This window comes from Provencibacterium massiliense, from assembly GCF_900169495.1.
GTDB lineage: Bacteria > Bacillota > Clostridia > Oscillospirales > Ruminococcaceae > Harryflintia > Harryflintia acetispora.
Window position 1 is genome coordinate 161,217 of the sequence record NZ_FWCH01000009.1, and the last position, 18,305, is coordinate 179,521.

Annotated in this window: 12 protein-coding genes and 1 pseudogene; 5 read left to right on the forward strand and 8 right to left on the reverse strand. The window is 60.8% G+C overall.

Annotated elements, in window-relative coordinates; genetic code table 11:
- Positions 1-33: 33 nt before the first annotated feature.
- Positions 34-1,791: an Rqc2 family fibronectin-binding protein gene (locus tag B5477_RS02280; RefSeq protein WP_079698199.1), complete on the forward strand. Its 1,758-nt coding sequence runs from the start codon at positions 34-36 to the stop codon at positions 1,789-1,791.
- 252 nt (positions 1,792-2,043) lie between these two features.
- On the opposite strand, the gene metA is transcribed toward B5477_RS02280, so the two are convergent.
- Positions 2,044-2,982, reverse strand: coding sequence for a homoserine O-acetyltransferase MetA (metA, locus tag B5477_RS02285; RefSeq protein ID WP_079698200.1), 939 nt, complete (start codon positions 2,980-2,982; stop codon positions 2,044-2,046).
- 13 nt (positions 2,983-2,995) lie between these two features.
- Positions 2,996-3,571, reverse strand: coding sequence for a 5'-deoxynucleotidase (gene yfbR, locus B5477_RS02290; protein WP_079698201.1), 576 nt, complete (start codon positions 3,569-3,571; stop codon positions 2,996-2,998).
- Between the two features lie 178 nt (positions 3,572-3,749).
- Here yfbR and B5477_RS02295 point away from each other — a divergent pair, with 178 nt between their 5' ends.
- On the forward strand, positions 3,750-6,506 hold the full coding sequence (locus tag B5477_RS02295; protein WP_079698202.1) for a YfhO family protein: 2,757 nt from the start codon (positions 3,750-3,752) through the stop codon (positions 6,504-6,506).
- Here the strand turns inward: B5477_RS02295 and B5477_RS15265 are convergent.
- Positions 6,450-7,580 (reverse strand): annotated as a pseudogene (locus B5477_RS15265) (MATE family efflux transporter); the annotation flags it as partial. The gene B5477_RS02295 and the pseudogene B5477_RS15265 overlap by 57 nt on opposite strands.
- Positions 7,581-7,689: 109 nt before the next feature.
- Between B5477_RS15265 and B5477_RS02305 the strand changes: the two are divergent.
- The gene (locus B5477_RS02305) at positions 7,690-8,499 is read left to right on the forward strand and encodes a MerR family transcriptional regulator (protein WP_159448899.1); all 810 of its coding nucleotides are present in this window, start codon (positions 7,690-7,692) and stop codon (positions 8,497-8,499) included.
- 311 nt (positions 8,500-8,810) lie between these two features.
- On the opposite strand, the gene B5477_RS02310 is transcribed toward B5477_RS02305, so the two are convergent.
- A complete protein-coding gene (locus B5477_RS02310; protein WP_079698205.1) occupies positions 8,811-10,652 on the reverse strand; it encodes a phosphoenolpyruvate carboxykinase (GTP) in 1,842 nt (613 codons plus the stop codon).
- 241 nt (positions 10,653-10,893) lie between these two features.
- Complete coding sequence (locus B5477_RS15160; protein ID WP_165873065.1) at positions 10,894-11,058, reverse strand: hypothetical protein; 165 nt, start codon at positions 11,056-11,058, stop codon at positions 10,894-10,896.
- Between the two features lie 238 nt (positions 11,059-11,296).
- Here B5477_RS15160 and B5477_RS02320 point away from each other — a divergent pair, with 238 nt between their 5' ends.
- Entirely contained in the window at positions 11,297-13,705 is a 2,409-nt protein-coding gene (locus B5477_RS02320; protein WP_079698207.1) for an ATP-dependent Clp protease ATP-binding subunit, read from the forward strand.
- A gap of 241 nt (positions 13,706-13,946) precedes the next feature.
- Here B5477_RS02320 and B5477_RS02325 read toward each other — a convergent pair whose 3' ends face one another.
- Together B5477_RS02325 and B5477_RS02330 are read right to left on the reverse strand one after the other, a co-directional pair.
- Positions 13,947-14,723, reverse strand: a complete 777-nt coding sequence (locus B5477_RS02325) for an SDR family NAD(P)-dependent oxidoreductase (RefSeq protein ID WP_079698208.1) — start codon at positions 14,721-14,723, stop codon at positions 13,947-13,949.
- A gap of 44 nt (positions 14,724-14,767) precedes the next feature.
- On the reverse strand, positions 14,768-16,000 hold the full coding sequence (locus tag B5477_RS02330) for an L-lactate MFS transporter (protein WP_159448900.1): 1,233 nt from the start codon (positions 15,998-16,000) through the stop codon (positions 14,768-14,770).
- A gap of 297 nt (positions 16,001-16,297) precedes the next feature.
- On the opposite strand from B5477_RS02330, the gene B5477_RS02335 reads away from it, so the two are divergent.
- Positions 16,298-17,221, forward strand: a complete 924-nt coding sequence (locus tag B5477_RS02335; protein ID WP_079698210.1) for a LysR family transcriptional regulator — start codon at positions 16,298-16,300, stop codon at positions 17,219-17,221.
- Between the two features lie 69 nt (positions 17,222-17,290).
- On the opposite strand, the gene B5477_RS02340 is transcribed toward B5477_RS02335, so the two are convergent.
- On the reverse strand, positions 17,291-18,262 hold the full coding sequence (locus B5477_RS02340) for a DUF975 family protein (RefSeq protein ID WP_079698211.1): 972 nt from the start codon (positions 18,260-18,262) through the stop codon (positions 17,291-17,293).
- Positions 18,263-18,305: the final 43 nt, after the last annotated feature.

The following is an 18,305-nucleotide window of genomic DNA, read 5'->3' on the forward strand; positions in this document are numbered from 1 at the left end:
GATTTTTTATTTTTAACCTGGAGGAAAATTACCATGGCCATCGACGGCATTTTTTTGAGCCTTCTGGCTCGCGAGATCGAGCCGCTGTGCGGCAACGCCCGGGTGGACCGGGTTTTCCAGCCGGCGCGCGAGACGCTGATCCTCGCGCTGCGCGCCAAGGGCGGGAACCAGAAGCTCCTCATGAGCGCGAGCTCACAGACCCCGCGCATCCAGCTGACCGCGGGCAGCTATGAAAACCCCGCCGCGCCGCCGATGTTCTGCATGCTGCTGCGCAAGCACCTCTCGGGCGCCAAGCTGTGCGCGGTCAGCCAGGTGTCGCTGGACCGGATCCTCATGCTCCACTTTGAAAACCGCAACGAGCTGGGGGACCTTGTCACCCTGCGCCTGGCGGTGGAGATCATGGGACGGCACTCCAACATCATCCTGCTCGGGGAGGATGGGAAGATCATCGACGCGATCAAGCGGGTGGACCTGCAGACCTCGTCGGTGCGCCCGGTGCTGCCCGGGCTGCCCTACCAGCTCCCGCCCGGGCAAGACAAGCTCAGCCTCCTCGAAAGCGAGCCGGAACAGGTGCTCGAACGCATTTGCTCCTATCCCGAGCTGCCGCTGCACAAGGCGGTGATGAACGCCATTTTGGGCATTTCCCCGGTGGTGGCGGGCGAAATCGCCGGCTACGCCCTGCGCGGGGGCGAGGGGATTGTCTCCTCGCTGGACGCAGAGCAGCTCTCCCGGCTGCGCTTCTTCTTGCAGGAGATGAAGGAGCGGATCGCTGCGGGCGGAACGCCCACCATGCTGCTGACCAAGGAGGGGAAGCCGAAGGACCTCTGCTTTCTCGAAATCACCCAGTACAGCGGCCTCATGCTCACCAAGCATTACGAAAGCTACAGCGAACTGCTGGACGCCTTCTTCCGCGAGCGGGACCTCAGCGAGCGCATGCATCAGCGCAGCGGCGACCTCTTCCGCTTTCTGGCCAACACCAGCGAGCGGATCGAGCGCAAGCTGCAGCACCAGCGCGAGGAGCTGCTGCAAAGCAGGGACCGCGACAAGCTGCGGGTGCAGGCCGACCTGATCAATTCGAACCTCTACCGGCTGCAAAAAGGGGAGACCGTGGCAAGGCTCGAAAACTTCTACGAGCCGGATTCCCCCCTGATCGACATCCCGCTCGATGCGCGCCTGACCCCGGCGCAGAACGCCCAGCGCTACTATGCCGAATACCGCAAGGCCGACACCGCCGAGCGCATGCTCAAAACCCTGATCGAGAAGGGCGAGGCGGAGTACGCCTACATCGACACCGTGCTCGACGAGCTGCTGCGCGCCACCTGCGAGGCCGAACTCGACGCGATCCGCGAGGAGCTGATCGCCACCGGCTACATGCGCCGGCGCGGCACGGGCCGGGAGAAGAGGCCGCAAAAGCTCGGTCCGGTGCGCTACCGCTCGAGCGACGGCTTCCAGATTTTGCAGGGGCGCGGCAACGTGCAGAACGACCAGCTGACCATGAAGGATTCGCAGAAGGGCGACATCTGGTTCCACACCCAGAATATCCCCGGCTCCCATGTGGTGATCCGCACTGAGGGGAAACCGGTCCCGGAGCGCACCCTGGAGGAGGCGGCCAAGATCGCCGCTTACAACTCCAAGGCGAAGCAATCCTCGCTGGTTCCGGTGGATTACACCGAAATCCGCAACGTGCGAAAGCCCGCGGGCGCGCGGCCCGGCTTCGTGCTCTACATCAATTACCAGACCGCGGTCGTGACCCCCGACGAGGAGCTCTGCGAGCGGCTGAAGGAGAAATAAGCGGGGCTGCCGCAGCGAACCCTGAGAATGGATGCCCATGCAAAAGCAATGGGATTCTCAAGGGGCTACGCCCCTTGAGCGGGGAGTTTGAGGGCGAGGAGCCCTCATAAAAGACATAAAAAGCGTAGGAAGGGTGAATCGTACCTCCGGTGGAGGTGCGAGAGAGGAACCCCAAGAGGGGTTCCCTTGCCCTTTGCACTAATTTTCAGGTTCTGACAAGGATAAAAGCGGGAAGGCAATGCCTTCCCGCTTTTATCCTTGCATATCCCACTCCCGCTCGAGCTGGGAGAGGTCGTACGGCGTGCGCTGATAGACGAAGTAGTTGAGCCAGTTGGAGTAGATCAGGCTCGCGTGCGAGCGCCAGCAAAAGATGGGCGTAGCCCCCGGGTCGTCGCCGGGGAAGTAGTGCCTCGGCAGCTCGATCGGCAGCCCCCGTTCCCGGTCCCGCCGGTATTCGCCGGCCAAGGTCATCCGGTCGTACTCCGAGTGGCCGGTGACGAAAATCTGCCTGCCGTCGCGCGAAGCGGCGATGTAGACTCCAGCCTCGTCGGACTCGCTGAGGATTTCCAAATCCGGGCAGGCCGCGATCTCTTCGCGCCGCACCTCGGTGTGGCGGGAGTGCGGCGCCCAGAACACCTCGTCGAAGCCGCGCATGAGCATGTGGCGCGGGGAGAGGTTGCGGTGCTCGAACACGCCGAACATCTTTTGCCGAAGCGGATATTTCCCGATCCCGTAGTGAAAGTGCAGCCCCGCCTGCGCCCCCCAGCAGATGTGGTAGGTGGAGTAGACGTGGGTGCGGCTCCAGCGCATGATTTCGCACAGCTCCTCCCAGTAGTCCACCTCCTCGAAGGGCAGGTTTTCCACCGGCGCGCCGGTGATGATCATCCCGTCGAAGCGCTGCTCCCGCACGTCCTCGAAGGTCTTGTAAAACTTGAGCAGGTGCTCGCTGGGCGTGTTTTTCGAGGTGTGGCTGGCGGTTTGCAGCAGCTCCACGTCCACCTGGATGGGGGTGTTGGAGATGAGGCGCAGCAGCTGGGTCTCGGTCTCGATCTTCTTGGGCATCAAGTTGAGCAGCAGGATCCGCAGCGGGCGGATGTCCTGGCTGTGAGCCCGGCGCTCGGACATGAAGAAGATGTTTTCCTCCTCGAAGATCCTCGCCGCCGGCAGGTCGTTGGGGATATTGATCGGCATTTTCGTCGTCTCCTTATTCCAGCTCGTCCAGAGTGAGGGTGTACGCGGGGAGGAACTCTTTCATAAAAACCTCCACCTCGGGCAGGTCCATCTCCCGCAGCGCCCGCTCGGTGGCCTCGCGGGCGCGGACAAACTCGCGGTTGCCCATGCGCTCCTCCTCCAGGCATTTGATCAGCGCTCCCAGCTTGTCCGCCGCCTTGACGAGATCCAGCACCTCCCTGTCCTCACAAAAGAAGCTCGCGCGGTATTCGTCCTCAAGGTCCTGCGGCAGCATGGAGAGCAGCTTTTCGGCAGCGGTCTGCTCAATCTCGCGGTAGGCGTCGCGGATGGCGGGATTGTAGTACTTGACCGGGGTGGGCAGGTCCCCCGTGATGATCTCGGGCGCGTCGTGATAGAGCGCGCAGAGCACCGCCTTCGCGGTATCCACCTGCCGGCCGAAGCGCCGGCGGGCGATCACGCAGAGCGCATGGGTCAAAATCGCCACCTGCAGCGTATGCTCGCTGAGGGTTTCGTTGCTGGAATTGTGCATGAGCGACCAGCGGGAAATATATTTCATCCGGGAAAGATAGGCGTAAAACTGATTATCCATCGTGATCCTCTCTAATAATAAATGGTGTACCTCCCCCATTATAGCAATCCCGCCCTGTTCCTGCAATTGCCGTGGTAAAATTTACATTTGGGGAATGGTCTCAATTGGATAATTGTGATATAATTATTGAGCCAATTGTGACCAAATACAATCGCCTCACGAAAGGAGCGATTTTTGCTTGAAGCTCAAGATATTTTCCGATCAGCGTTACGCCTGGCTCCAGGCGTTTATATACGCACTGCTCATCAGCACCCTGGTCTTTTTGCCGTTCGTCATCATGGACAAGGGGCTGTTTTTCTACTACGGCGACTTCAACGTCCAGCAGATTCCCTTCTACCAGCTGGTCCACCGCGCCGTGCGCAGCGGGGATATGGGCTGGAACTGGTACACCGACCTCGGCGCCAACTTCATCGGGTCCTACAGCTTCTATAACCTCTACTCCCCCTTCTTCTGGCTGACCCTGCCCTTCCCCACCGAGGCGCTGCCCTACCTGATGGCGCCGCTGCTCGTCCTCAAGACCGCCTGCGCGGCGCTGACCGGCTGCCTTTACATCTCCCGCTTCGTGGCCGACCGGCGGTACGCGGTGCTGGGCGGCCTGCTCTACGCCTTCTCAGGCTTTGCCACCTACAACATCTTCTTCAACCATTTCCACGAGGTTATCGTATTTTTCCCGCTGCTGCTCCTGGCGCTCGAAATGCTGGTGGTGGACGGCAAGCGGGGGTACTTCGCCATCGCGGTGGCGGTCAACTGCATGATCAACTATTGGTTTTTCATCGGCTCGGTGGTCTTCACCGTGCTCTATTTCTTTGTGCGCAGCGTCAGCCGTGGCTGGCAGATGGACTGGCGCAAGTTCTTCCTTGTCGCGCTCGAGTCGGTCCTCGGCGTGATGGCCGCCTGCTTCGCGCTGGTCCCCTCGGTTCTGGCGATTCTCGGCAATCCGCGCACCACCTCGGACAACATCCTCACCGGCTGGGGCTTCTGGCTCTATGGGCATGAGCAGCGCCTGCCGGCGATTCTGGAAAGCATCTTCTTCCCGCCCGACATCCCCAGCCGCCCGAACTTCTTCCCCGACCACGGCGCGAAGTGGGCCTCCCTCTCGGCCTGGCTGCCGATGATCGGCCCGGCCTTCGTGTTGGGCTATCTCTTCTCCACCCCGCGCAGCTGGCTCAAGCGGCTGCTGCTGACCAGCCTGGTCATCGCGCTGGTGCCGGGGCTCAACTCGGTTTTCATCCTCTTCAACCACTCCTACTACGCGCGCTGGTTCTATATGCCGCTGCTGCTGATGGCCCTCGCCTCGGTGGTGGCGCTCGAGCGCTACCGCATCCGCCACGCCTCGGTGGACCTCATGCGCGGGCTGCGGTACACGGCCGTCATCTGCGGCGTGATCGTCTTCGCCATCGGTTTCACCCCCCAGGAGGTGGACGGCGAGGAGGTCGTGGGGCTGATGAAGTATCCCGAGCGGTTCTGGATCTATGCGGCGATCGTGGCGCTCGGGCTGCTCACCGTCTTTCTCATCATGCGCTACCTCTGCGACCACCCGCAGTTTTTCAAGGTGTTCGGCGTTTCGCTGGGGTGCATCTGCGTGATCTATTCGGTTTCGATGATCGCCATGGGCCGCCAGCATTCGGACGACCGGGACTGGATGAAGTCGATCGCCATGGACGGCGCCAAGGAGCTGACCCTGCCGGACGAGGGCACCTTCGCGCGCGCGGACATCTACGACAACATGGACAACCTCGGGATGTACTGGGGGCTGCCCAACATCCAGGCCTTCCACAGCATTGTCCCGGTCTCGCTGATGGAATTCTACCCCTCGGTCGGGGTCAAGCGGGACGTCTCCAGCAAGCCGCAGCCGGAATATTACGAGCTGCGCAGCCTGCTGTCGGTGCGCTGGCTGTTCGTGGACGAGAACGAGCCTCAGGAGCACCAGCCCTCCACCCCCTATTTCACCCCGGTGGACAATCAGCTGGGTTTCAACATCTATGAGAATGATAATTTCCTGCCGATGGGCTTCGGGTATGACAAATACATCACCCGCCAGCAGTTCGAATCGACCGACGAGACCCTGCGCGCCAGGCTCCTGCACAAGGCGGTGCTCATCGAGGACGACGACGTGGACAACATCCGCCAGATCATCGACCGGCTGCCGATCAGCCTGGAGGAGGACCTGACCGAGTCGGCCTACCTGCAGGACGTGGAGGCGCGCCGCGCCAGCAGCGCCGGGCTCTTCGAGCGGGACAACGGCGGCTTCACCAGCGAAATCTTCCTGCCGAAGGACGAAATCGTCTTCTTCTCGGTCCCCTATGACAAGGGCTGGAGCGCCACCGTCAACGGGATCGAGACCAAGGTGCTCAAGGTCAACGGCGGCTTCGTCGGGGTGCCGGGCGCGGCGGGCTACAACCGGATCCGCTTCGACTACCGCGCCCCCGGCCTGACCGGCGGGGTGGCGATCACCATCTTCGGGATCATGCTGCTGGCCCTCTATCTCTTTGTGACCCGCCGGCCCGGGCCCGAGGAGGGCAAGCGCCGGCCCGACCCGCGCCGGCGGCGCGCCGCGGCCGAGCTCTTCCTGGATTTGAGTCAAAAAGAAGTCCGGGAGGAAACCCTCCCGGACGCGCAGGACGAAAGTGCGGAAAACTTATTCGAAGCATTCGGCGCTTCTGGCGCTGACATTGGCCCTGCTCCCGTCCTCGGAGCGTCTGAAGCGGACCAGCAGGAAGACGGCCAGCAGCAGACAGAGCAACTCGCGCACGAAGGAGCTCAGCCAGATCCCGGTCTCCCCCATCAGGAAGGTCATGACGGCCAGGCAGACGGTGATCAGCACGATACCCCGGCTGATCGAAAGGACCATGGCGTTGCGGGGCTTCTCGATGGCGGCGAAGTAGCCGGAGAGGACGAGGTTGAATCCGCCGACGAGGAAGGTAAGGGAGTATAGCCGCAGCGACGTGATGGTGTGGGCGTAGGCCTCGGCGTTATCCGGGCTGATAAAGATCCCGGTGAGGAAGGGCGCGCCCAGCACGCAGACCAGGAAGCAGACCACCGAGCTGACGGCGATGGCGATCACGCCCAAGCGCAAAAAGGCGTTGCAGGACTGGCGGTCACCCCGCCCGTGGTTGAAGCTGACCAGCGGCTGCATCCCCTGGGTGATCCCCCCCATGACCGGGGTGACGATGTTGTTGATGTAGCTGATGACGGTGAAGCTGACCACCCCGGCCGCACCTGAAACCATCAGGATGGCGCGGTTGAAGAGGAAGACGATAAAGCCGAGCGACAGCTCGCCCACACAGTCCGAGACGCCCACCTTCATGGTGCGCAGGATGGTGCGCGGGCTCAAAGGGAAGCGCACGAAGCGCAGCCGCGCGCCCTTGCCCAGGAAATGGATCATGTAGATGGCGGCGGTCACCAGCTGGCTGAGGCCGGTGGCGATGGCCGCGCCCTTGATCCCCCAGTGGAGGCCGAGCACGAAGACCGCGTCCAGCACGATGTTGGTCACCGCGCCCGCGCAGATGCCCAAGGTCGAGAGGACCGGATGCCCGTCGGCCTTGATGAGCACCTCCATGGCGTAGGAGACCAGGAAGCTGCCGTTAAAGACGATGATCGGCCCCAGGTAGTGCTTGACATATTCCATGGTCCCGTCCGCCTCGCTGGCGCCCAACAGGGTGGCCAGCCGCTCGAGATTCAGCAGCGCAAGGGTCAGGATGACGAAGGAAATCAGGATGAGCAGCACGATGGTGCGGGAGAAGGCCTCCTGGGCCTTGCGCTCCTCCCCCTGGCCGAGATAGATCGAGGCGACGGTCGCGGTCCCCATCCCGAACAGGAGGGAGGTCGCGAAGATGAAGCTCACAAACGGCATGGAAAGGTTGACCGAGGCGAGCGCCAGCTCCCCGACCCCGTGGGCCACGAACAGGCCGTCCACCATGGTGTAGATCGCAAAAATCCACATCGAGGTGACCGAGGGTACGGCGTATTTTAAGAATTGTCTGAGACGCGATGTTTTTGCCGGTGGCATGGGTATGACCTCCAAACTAAGATGTTGTGTGTTCCGACGATTCTTATTATAAACCTTGGTACCGTCCCAAGGTCAAGGGTTTATTTTAAAAGGTTTTGAGGTGGGCGGCTTGAAGGAATATTATAAGATCGGTGAAATCTCGAAGCTCTATGACATCGGCACCGACTCGCTGCGCTACTATGAGGAGCTGGGGTTGCTGAATCCCAAGAGGGACTCCAACGGCTACCGGCTGTACAGCCTGCGGGACATCTCCAGGCTCAACGTGATCCGGGAGCTGCGCACCCTGGGGTTTTCGATGGAGCGGATCAAGAGCTATCTCGACCACCGCACGCTGCACTCCACCTTGGAGCTGCTGGACGACGAGCTGGGGATGATTGAGCGCAAGATCGCCGGGCTGCGCCGGCAGCAGCGAGACATCCAGGGCCGGATCAAAAATTTGAGCCCACGCGGCGGGGTGCGCTTCGAGGAAATCAGGGAGGAGCAATTTCCTGAGCGCCCGGTGCTGATGCTGGCGGGGGAGATCACCCGGGATGAAGAATTTGATTTTCTCATCAAACGCCTCAGCCGCCGGACCGAGAATACGCTCTATATCCTGGGGAATACCTACATCGGGGCGACGCTGCCGCTGGAATATCTGCAAAACGATATTTACAATCAGTTTAATTCTGCATTTTTTATACTGAACAACCGGCATATCAAGCCAGATTTCATCCTGCCGGGCGGAACCTATCTGACCATGACCTACCGGGGACCCTATACGCAGAGCAAACGGCTGTATGGGAGCCTGAAGGAATACGCCAGGGAGCATGGGTGGGTTTTCAGCCACGATCCGATCGAGCTGTACCGGGTGGACATCAATGAGACAGCGGACCCGCAGGAATTTGTGACCGAGATACAGGCGAGTGTGAAGGAAAAATAGGGTTGGGGGATTTCACCTGCCAGACTGCTGGTGGCGGGTGGCCCAATCTTCGCTTGGGCCACGGGGAAACCCCTTGATAGGGTTTCCCCACGCAAAAACCTCCCACTGGGAGCTTTTTGCTCCCCTTCCTGATCTTTGGAGGGCTTTTGTAATCGCGAGTGGCAGCAACCTGGGAAAGGTCGCGGGCTCTGCCCGCACCCGCCCAAGGGTTTGTAAAACCCTTGGGAATCCCGGGATTAAAACCGGCATTTTCTGCACAGACAGAAAAGAGGCCCGGGACCATCGGTCCCGGGCCTCTTTTTGTAATAATCTTATTTCAGGTTCGCCTTGAGGGTGTCGAGCTCGTCATGCAGCTCCTTGGGTAGTCTGTCGCCGAAGGTCTTGTAGAACTCCTCGATCCCGTCCGCTTCCTCTTTCCAGAGGTTCTTGTCGACGTCCAGCAGTCCTTTGACGGTCTCGACGGAGATGTCGCCGAGGCCCTCGATGTTGATGTCCTCCGCCTTCGGCTCGAAGCCGATCGGGGTCTCCACCGCGTCGGCCTTGCCCTCGCAGCGGTCGAGGATCCACATCAGGACTCTCATGTTGTCGCCAAAGCCCGGCCAGATGAAGTGGCCTTCGTCGTCGGTTCTGAACCAGTTGACGTTGAAGATCTTCGGGGCCTTGTCGCCCAGGCGCTTGCCCATCTCCAGCCAGTGGCCGAAGTAGTCGCCCATGTGATAGCCGCAGAACGGACGCATGGCCATCGGGTCGCGGCGTACAACGCCGACCGCGCCGGTCGCCGCAGCGGTGGTCTCAGAAGCCATGATCGAGCCGACGAACACGCCGTGCTGCCAGCTTCTGGACTGGTAGACCAGCGGAGCGGTCTTGGCGCGGCGGCCGCCGAAGATGATCGCAGAGATCGGAACACCGGTCGGATCATCAAACTTCGGGCTGACGCAGGGGCAATTTTTCGCCGGAGCGGTGAAGCGGCTGTTGGGATGCGCGCCCTTCGAGCCGTCGGTGCAGTCCCACTTCTCGCCCTTCCAGTTGAGCGCGTTCTTCGGCGGGTTCTTGTCGAGCCCCTCCCACCAAACGGTGTTGTCGTCGAGGTTATGCACAACGTTGGTGAAGATGGTGTTCTTCTTGGTGGATTCCAGGGCGTTGAAGTTGCTGTGCGCGTTGGTGCCCGGCGCCACGCCGAAGAAGCCGGCCTCCGGGTTGATCGCCCAGAGTCTGCCGTCGTCGCCGATTCTCATCCAGGCGATGTCGTCGCCGACCGTCCAGACCTTGTAGCCCTTGTTCTTGTAGACCTCGGGCGGGATGAGCATGGCCAGGTTGGTCTTGCCGCAGGCGGACGGGAAGGCCGCCGCGATGTACTTGACCTCGCCCTGCGGGTTCTCGATGCCCAGGATCAGCATATGCTCGGCCATCCAGCCCTCGTTCTTGCCTTGGTAGGAGGCGATGCGCAGCGCAAAGCACTTCTTGCCCAGCAGAACGTTGCCGCCGTAACCGGAGTTGATGCTCCAGATGGTGTTGTCCTCGGGGAAGTGGACGATGTAGCGCTTCTCCTCGTCGATGTCCGCCTTGGAATGGAGGCCGCGCACAAAATCGTTGGAGGTGTCGCCCAGCTGCTTGAAAGCGTCAACGCCCATACGGGTCATGATGTCCATGTTCAGCACGACGTAGATCGAGTCGGTCAGCTCGACGCCGACCTTCGAGAGCTTGGAGCCGATCGGGCCCATGCAGTAGGGGATCACATACATGGTGCGGCCCTTCATCACGCCGTCGTACATCTTGGTCAGGCGCTCGTACATCACCTTCGGGTCTTCCCAGTTGTTGATCGGGCCCGCGTCCTCTTTATTGCGGGTGCAGATATAGGTTCTGCCCTCCACGCGCGCCACGTCGTTGACCGCGGTGCGGTGCAGCAAGCACCCGGGGAGCTTCTCCTCGTTGAGCTTGAGCATTTCGCCGGTGGAGCAAGCCTCCTCGCGCAGCGCTTTGAGCTGCTCCTCGCTGCCGTCGATCCAGACAACCTTGTCCGGTTTGCACAGCGCGACCATCTCGTCGACCCAGTTGAGTACGTTCTTGTTGTTGGTCATTCCTGTTTGCCTCCATTTCCGCCGGCAGCATGCCGGCTTGTATTGCGTGCCTCCGGCGCATTGTCCAAAGGCCATTCTTGATGATGCCCGCAGAAAACATCAAATTTTCCACAACTATCATTATAGAGAAATGTAAAGCGCTTTTCAAGCGCTTTCGTTAAAATTTCTACAAAATTTCATGAAAAGTTCAAACTGTGCCCTTCCTCTTTAACGATTCCTGTATAGCCTGTCCAGCCGACCGCCAAAAAGAAGGACGGGGCGCGGCTACCGCCGCACCCCGTCCGCCCGCTGGCGAGCCTTTTATAAAAGAGGCCTACTAGCAACCGCAGCCGCAGCCGCCCTCGCAGCCGCAACCACCGCAACCGCCGCAACCATTGCCGCACCCGCAGCCATTGCCGCAGCCATTGCCGCCCCAGCCGCCGCAGCAGCAGATCAGGACGATGATGATAAGTATCCACCAGCAACCGTTGAATCCGTACATAAGAATTTTCCTCCTAAATTGAGATTTCACCATATACTATGCCTTGTGGGTAAAAATGGTTCCCTTTCGCCGTTCTTTCGGAAGAATAAGATTTGGGGCCCGCGACCATACTTGTTAATGGTTCTGACAAAGCAATTTCTGCATAAATTGGTAGAGGGCAAATCGCCTTGCAAAGCCTGCGGCACCATGCCGCCGGAAGGTCTTGCCGTCAGCCTTAGCACTGGGAGGTCATCACTCTTTGTACCGTTTTTCATCACTCACACAAAAAGCCAACGAGGCGCTCAACTGCGCCATACAGCTTGCCGGAGAGCTCGGGCATACTTATGTAGGCAGCGAGCATCTGCTCCTTGGACTGCTGCACGACGAACAAAACGTTTGCCGCCTTGCTTTCCCGGACAAAAAGGTGACCTACGAGCGGCTGTATCAGCTGATCAGCGATGCGGTCGGCCGCGGATGTCCCTGTGTGCTTACCCCTTCCGATTTTACGCCGCGGCTGCGGCGGATTCTCGAAATGGCAACCATCTACTCTAGGATATGCACGCAGCCCAATGTTGGTACCGATCATATTTTCATGGCGCTGTTAAAAGAGCCGGAATGCTATGCCCTGCGCTTTTTAAAACTGATGGAAATCGATCCGGAGCGCCTCTACCGTACCCTGACGGCGGCCGCCGCGGCCGCCGCCCCGACCGCGGCCGAGCGCGCCGCCCAGCCGAAGGGCGCCACCGGCAAGAAGGGGCTGCTCGAGCGCTTTTGCCGCAACCTGACCGCCCTGGCGCACCAGGGCCTGCTCGACCCGGTGATCGGGCGTGAGGAGGAGCTGCGCCGGGTGGTGCAGATCCTTTCCCGCAGGCAGAAAAACAACCCCTGCCTCGTCGGGGAGGCGGGGGTCGGCAAGACGGCCATCGTCGAGGGGCTCGCCCAGATGATCGCCTCGGGCGACGTGCCGGCGAGGCTGCTGCCCAAGCAGGTGCTTTCGGTCGACATCGCCCTGCTGGTGGCGGGCACCAAGTACCGCGGAGAATTCGAGGAGCGCTTTAAAAAGCTGCTCGACGAGGTGGTGGCCGCCGGGAACGTCATCCTCTTCATCGATGAGCTGCACACCATCATGGGCGCGGGCGCGGCCGAGGGGGCGGTGGACGCCGCCAACATCTTAAAGCCGCAGCTCGCGCGCGGGGAGATCCAGCTCATCGGCGCCACCACCATCAAGGAATACCGCAAGCACATCGAAAAGGACTGCGCCCTCGAGCGGCGCTTCCAGTGCGTGCAGGTGGGCGAGCCGGGGGTCGAGCAGTCGATCGCCATCATCAAGGGGGTGCGCGAGCGGTATGAGCAGCACCACGGCATGCTGATCACCGACGAGGCCATCGAGGCGGCGGTCAGCCTCTCCCGCCGCTACGTCCCCGAGCGCTATCTGCCGGACAAGGCGATCGACCTGATCGACGAGGCCTGCGCCATGGTCACCCTGGACGCCAAGAAGGAAGCGGATTCCTCCCTGGAGGGGCGCTGCGAGGCGGCGCTGCTCGAGGGCGACTTCGAGCTGGCCTCCACCCTGAGCCCCCAGCGCCTGGCCCAGGACCGGGACGGCAGTTACCAGTTCGGGCTGCTCTCGGGCGCCTCAACCCCCTGCCGCTCGCTGGGGGCGCAGGACATCAAGCGCCTGATCACCCTCTCGACCGGGATCGCAACCGACGCCGACGCGGATGAGGGGATGAGCGCCGGGGCCCTGGCCGAACGCCTCAAAAAACGGGTAATCGGGCAGGAGAAGGCCATCGAAGCGGTCTCACACGCCATCGCCCGCGCCAAGAGCGGGCTGAGCGACGAGCGGCGCCCGATCGGTTCATTCATCTTCCTGGGGCCGAGCGGAGTCGGCAAGACCGAGCTGGCCAAGGCGCTGGCCGAGGCCATCTTCCAGGATGAGCACAGCCTCATCCGGGTGGACATGAGCGAATATATGGAGAAGCACACCGTCTCCCGCCTGATCGGGGCTCCGCCCGGCTACGTCGGGCACGACGACGGCGGCATGCTCACCGACCGGGTGCGCACCCACCCCTATTCGCTGGTGCTGCTCGACGAGATCGAAAAGGCCCATCCGGACATCTTCAACCTCCTCCTGCAGATATTGGAGGAGGGCGAGGTCACCGACTCGCAGGGGCGGGTGGTGAGCTTCCGCAACACCGTCATCATCATGACCTCCAACCTGGGGGTGGGGCAGCTCGGACAGATGGCCTCCTTGGGGTTCGGCGCCGAGAGCTCGGACGGATACAAGAAGAGCGAGGGGATTGCCGGGCTGCGGCGCTTCCTGCGCCCCGAGCTGCTCGGGCGGGTGGACGAGATCGTCTCGTTCGGCACCCTGAGCGACCAGGAGATCGCCAAGGTCGCCTCGCGGGAGCTGGAGATGCTGCGCGAGCGCCTGGAGCGCAAGGGGGTCAGCGCCTCCTTCACCGAGGCGCTGGTCAAAGAGACCGCGCGCCGGGGCTATCACAAGGCGAGCGGAGCGCGCGAGCTGCGCCGGGTGATCGCCGCCGAAATCGCCGACCCGCTTTCGGATAAGATCCTGCACGGCGAGCTTTCGCAGGGGGACGAGATTGTCTGCGACTTCGACGGGAAGGAATACCGGTTCCAGATCGGGCAGGGCGCGGCGGTCTGAAGTGTCCGCGCCTTTCTGTAATTTGCAAAATAATTGGGATTCACAAGGGCCGGGGGGTCCTTGTGTGGAGGTTTGGGGGCAAAGCCTCCAAGGTTTTTTCGCCTCAATAAAAAGAGGAAAGGGTGAATCGCGCGTAGCGCGAGGGGGAAAACCCCGAGATGGGTTTTCCCCACCTCCTTAGTAAAACAAGGTCCCGGGCGCCGCCAATCAGGCAGCGCCCGGGACCTTTCGCAAAGAGGATTTACAGGTTGCTCCAGCGCAGGTTCTTGCCTCCGTCGATCAGGATGGATTCGCCGTGGATATAATCCGAGTCGTCGCTGGCGAGGAAGAGCGCCAGGTTGGCGATGTCCTGCACGGTGCCCATGCGCCGGGCGGGGATCTTGTCGAATTTGCGCTTGGTCTCCTCGGTATAGCCCGAGTTCATGCGCGTGTCGATGGCGCCCGGGCAGAGGATGTTGCAGCGCACGCCCTTGGTGCCGTATTCCGCGTCGACCTCCTGGGTCAGGCCCATCATGCCGAACTTCGCGGTGATATAGGGCAGCGGCGACAGGCCGGTGCCGCGGATCCCGCTGGCCGAGCCGATGTTGACGATGACGCCCTTGCCCTGCTCGACCATATGGGGGATGGTGTACTTGCAGATCAGGAACACGCCGCGGATATCCACGTCCATGATGAAGTCGAACTGCTCCGCGGTGATCTCGCACAGCGGGCGCGGCGGGATGAACACGCCCGCGCAGTTGACCAGGATGTCGATCCGCCCGAAGGCTTTGATCGTCTGGTCGACCATCGAGATGATATCCTCTTCCTTGGCCAGGTTCACGTCGATCCCGATCGACTTGCGGCCGGTCTCCTGGATGAGCCGCACGACCTCCTCGCCGTCCTTGCCGTCGGTCGGGGTGGCGCCGGAGTAGTAGCTGACGGCCACGTCGGCCCCCTCGCGGGCGAAGCGCAGGGCGATTTCGCGCCCCATTCCGTTGGAAGCGCCGGTGACGAGAGCAACCTTGTTTTCAAGTTTCATAACGTTTTCCTCCTCAATCTATTCAATTTGTGTTCCCCGTAGAGTCATTTCGCAGCAGCCTTCTGGGCCACCCGGCGGGAATTGATCCGCATGGCCGCCAGCAGGGCGATCAGCGCCAGCGCGGCGAGCACGCCGGAAAGCACGAACACGTTGACATAGCTCCCGAAGGCCTCCACGCACTTGGCGGCCGACATGGGCCCGATGAACGAGGCCACCGTATAGCCGCTGTACATGACCGACCAGTTGGAGGACATGTGGGTGACGCCGAAGGTGTCCGAGCAAAGCGCCGGGAAGACGGACATAATACTCCCGAAGCAGAACCCCACGACGGACAGCGCCAGCACAAAGGTCGGGAAGGAGTGCACAACCCCGAAGAAGAACATATCCGCCGCGGTGATGATAATGATGGCCAGCACCGTGCGGTAGCGGCCGATCTTATCCGAGAGCGAGCCCATGATCAGGCGTCCGGCAAAGCTCATGACCGCCAGCAGGCTGACCATCATGGCCCCCTGGGAGCCGGTCATGCCCACCAGCTCCTGCCCGATCCCCGAGGCGTGGCCGGTCATGATCATGCCGGCGGTGGCGCCCGTCATCAGCACGAACCAGAGCAGATAGAATACAGGGTCCTTGACCATTTCGCCGGTGCGCTTCTCCTGCAGGATGCCCGTTTTCACTGTGGCGACGGGCGGCTCCCAGCCCTCGGGCTTCCAGCCCTTGGGGGGCGCGGTGATCAGCCAGAAGGTGGCGGCCATCAGCACCAGGAAAATGGCCCCCAGGCCCTTGAAGGAATTCTGTACGCCGAAGCGCTCGAGCAGGAAATAGCCCAGCGGGGCGAAGGGCAGCGGGGAGAGGCCCGAGGCGCCGATAACCAGCCCGTTGGCCAGGCCCTTGCGGTCGGGGAACCAGCGCGGGATGGTGGAAACCACCGTGTTGTACCCGAAGCCGGTCCCGATCCCGACGATCAGGCTGAAGAATATGTAGAGCTGCGGCAGGCTACGGGCAAAGCCTGTCAAAAACCAGCCGCCGCCCCAGAAGATGAGCGCCACCAGCATGAGCTTCCGCGGGCCCACCTTGTTCTGCAGCTGCCCGGAGACAAGGTTTGCAAAGAACGTGACGAGCAGCAGCATGGAATAGGCCAGGGACACCTGGCTGAGCTGCCAGCCGTTCGCCTCCATCAGGGGGGCGTTGAAGATGCTCCACACATACGTGGCGCCGAGGCAGATGTTGTTGATTACCAAAGCCGCAAGAATGACCCAACGATTTCTTTCTTTTACCAAAGCCGATCCCTCCATCAAACGAATTTGTTTCTGACGGCAGCGCCGCCGCGCCTCCTCCTTTCACAAAATAATCATGGATATTTGAAATATTTTATTAAATTTCAATATTCATTGACAATATTATAACAAATTGATAAGATGAAATAAATCAACAGTTTACTGTCCAGCATGCCAACGAAATGATGTCAGAAGGGGCGGTAAAAGGGGCATAACGTTAAAAAAGCCTATTTTTCATCCATCTGTCGTCCCGGCTTCGCCGGGGCCGGGGCGGGTCCCGGGAAAGGAGTGGTCGTCCGCGTGGATATCCGGTACATGAAATATTTTTTGCAGATTTGCAAGGCGGGGAGCATACATAGGGTGGCCAAGGAATCCTACATCAGCCAGCAGGGGCTCAGCCGGATCATCGCCGCCATGGAAAGCGAGCTGGGCTTTTCTTTGCTGCACCGTTCCCGCAGCGGGGTGACCCCCACGCTGCAGGGCGAGGTGTTTTACAAATACGCCCGGCGGATCGTGAGCGAATACGAAGCCATGCACGAGGAGCTCGGGCTGATTATGGAGCCCGTCCACGAACAGGTGAGCGTGGTTTACGCCTATGGGGTGCTCAGCCAGCTCACCATGCAGATCCCCAACGCATTCCGCATCGACCATCCCGAGATCGACCTGCTGATCGGCGAATATCCCTACTTTTCCGCCGAACGCATGGTGCAGGACGAGAAGTTCGACCTGGGCTTTGCGTACCTGCCCATCGACCGGGAACGCTTCGATTTTACCCCGGTCTTTAAGGCCCCCTGGCCGCTGCTGGTCCACAAGGACAATCCCCTTTCAAAAAAGAGCACCGTCACCTGCGCCGAGGTCGCGCAGCAGAACCTGGTGCTCATGAGCGAGAGCTTCAAGGGGCATTTCACCTTCCTCAACCGCTGCCGGCAGCTGGGGATCACCCTCAACGTCATTGCCACCATCAACGACCTTTCCGAGTCCTACAAGTGGGTCCAGGACAACGAAGCCGTGGCTTTCTCGACCTTTCAGGCCTGCTCCCAGATCAACGACCCCGACATTTGCACCCTGGTGCTGGACGACGAGGTCTGCGTGGCCAACATCGGGATCATCTGCCGCCGGAGGGAGCCGCTTTCCCCTGCCGCGCAGACCTTTTACGACTACACCGTCGATTATGTGGACGACCTGCCGCCCGAAAAGCGGGAAATCCGCTGGCCCCGGACATAATAGTAGGCGGGGGAAGCTAAAAAAGGCAGCGCCGGAAGATATCTTCCGGCGCTGCCTTTTCATTTGTTTTTAGTGGATTTCAGGGCCCTGTTCGTCCTGCCCCTCCTGGCCGTAGCTCCCGTCGCCCGGTTGGCCATAGTTTTGCTCCCCACCCTCCTGGGGGAAGCCGGGAGTCTGCGGAATGTGCGGCGGCACGAAGCCCGAATAATCGGGGTGCAGCTGCTCATACTCGTCGATGGCGGTGTTGAAGAAGGCCACCGAGGCGGCGTTGATGTAGAGGCTGACCGCGAAAATCCCCGCGATGAAGACGATCAGCATGAGCATGAGCAGGGCAATCGAGCCCAGCCCCGGCCCGGCAATGGCGACAAAAACGGTCACCACCAGGAAGGGGACGATACACAGCAGCATCCAGCCGATGAAGGAAAGCTGGAAGGTGAAGTAACGCCAGACGTACTTGCCGCCGATCTTAAAGGAGCTGCCCAGCAGCTTGCCGAAGGTGATCGAACGGTTGCGCAGCGCGATGAAGTAGCTGGCCATCATGAAGGAAGAGATCAGCATGGCCAGCACCATGACCAGCAGCATGCACAGCAGGAACGAGCCCAGCATGGAGGAAAGGTTGATATTGGACTGAACCCCGCCCAGCAGCCCGATGGATACGCTGGCGAAGATGCTGCCCAGCATGATGATCATGATCGGAATCATCACCGCCATCATGATGACGGTCAGGATCAGGTTGACCCCGATGACCTTGAGCGAAACCCGGTAATTGGAAAAGAAATCGAACAGGTTGCCCACCCGGCACTGGCGCTTGTAATAGACCATATTGTTGATGTGCAGCAGCCCGAGCATCAGCGGATAGGTGATGAACAGGATGGCGATCGACCAGATGAAGGTCAGCGCCTGGCTGTTCCCAAAGAACATGGAAATTAAGGACAGCCCCACCGAAATGCCGAAATATGCAAGATAGCTGCCCACGAGCAGGCCCTTGTTTTCCCCAATCATCTGCCGGCCCACCGCGCGCGCCTCTTTTGCTTTAATCAAACTAACATCTCCCTCGTCAAAACATCGTTTTATCTATATGATA

Excerpts from the sequence above, each read along its gene's own strand:
- B5477_RS02280 (WP_079698199.1), top strand. The coding sequence starts at position 34 with ATGGCCATCGACGGCATTTTTTTGAGCCTTCTGGCTCGCGAGATCGAG.
- metA (WP_079698200.1), bottom strand. The coding sequence starts at position 2,982 with ATGCCGATCAATATCCCCAACGACCTGCCGGCGGCGAGGATCTTCGAG.
- yfbR (WP_079698201.1), bottom strand. The coding sequence starts at position 3,571 with ATGGATAATCAGTTTTACGCCTATCTTTCCCGGATGAAATATATTTCC.
- B5477_RS02310 (WP_079698205.1), bottom strand. The coding sequence starts at position 10,652 with ATGGCCTTTGGACAATGCGCCGGAGGCACGCAATACAAGCCGGCATGC.
- B5477_RS15160 (WP_165873065.1), bottom strand. The coding sequence starts at position 11,058 with ATGTACGGATTCAACGGTTGCTGGTGGATACTTATCATCATCGTCCTG.
- B5477_RS02325 (WP_079698208.1), bottom strand. The coding sequence starts at position 14,723 with ATGAAACTTGAAAACAAGGTTGCTCTCGTCACCGGCGCTTCCAACGGA.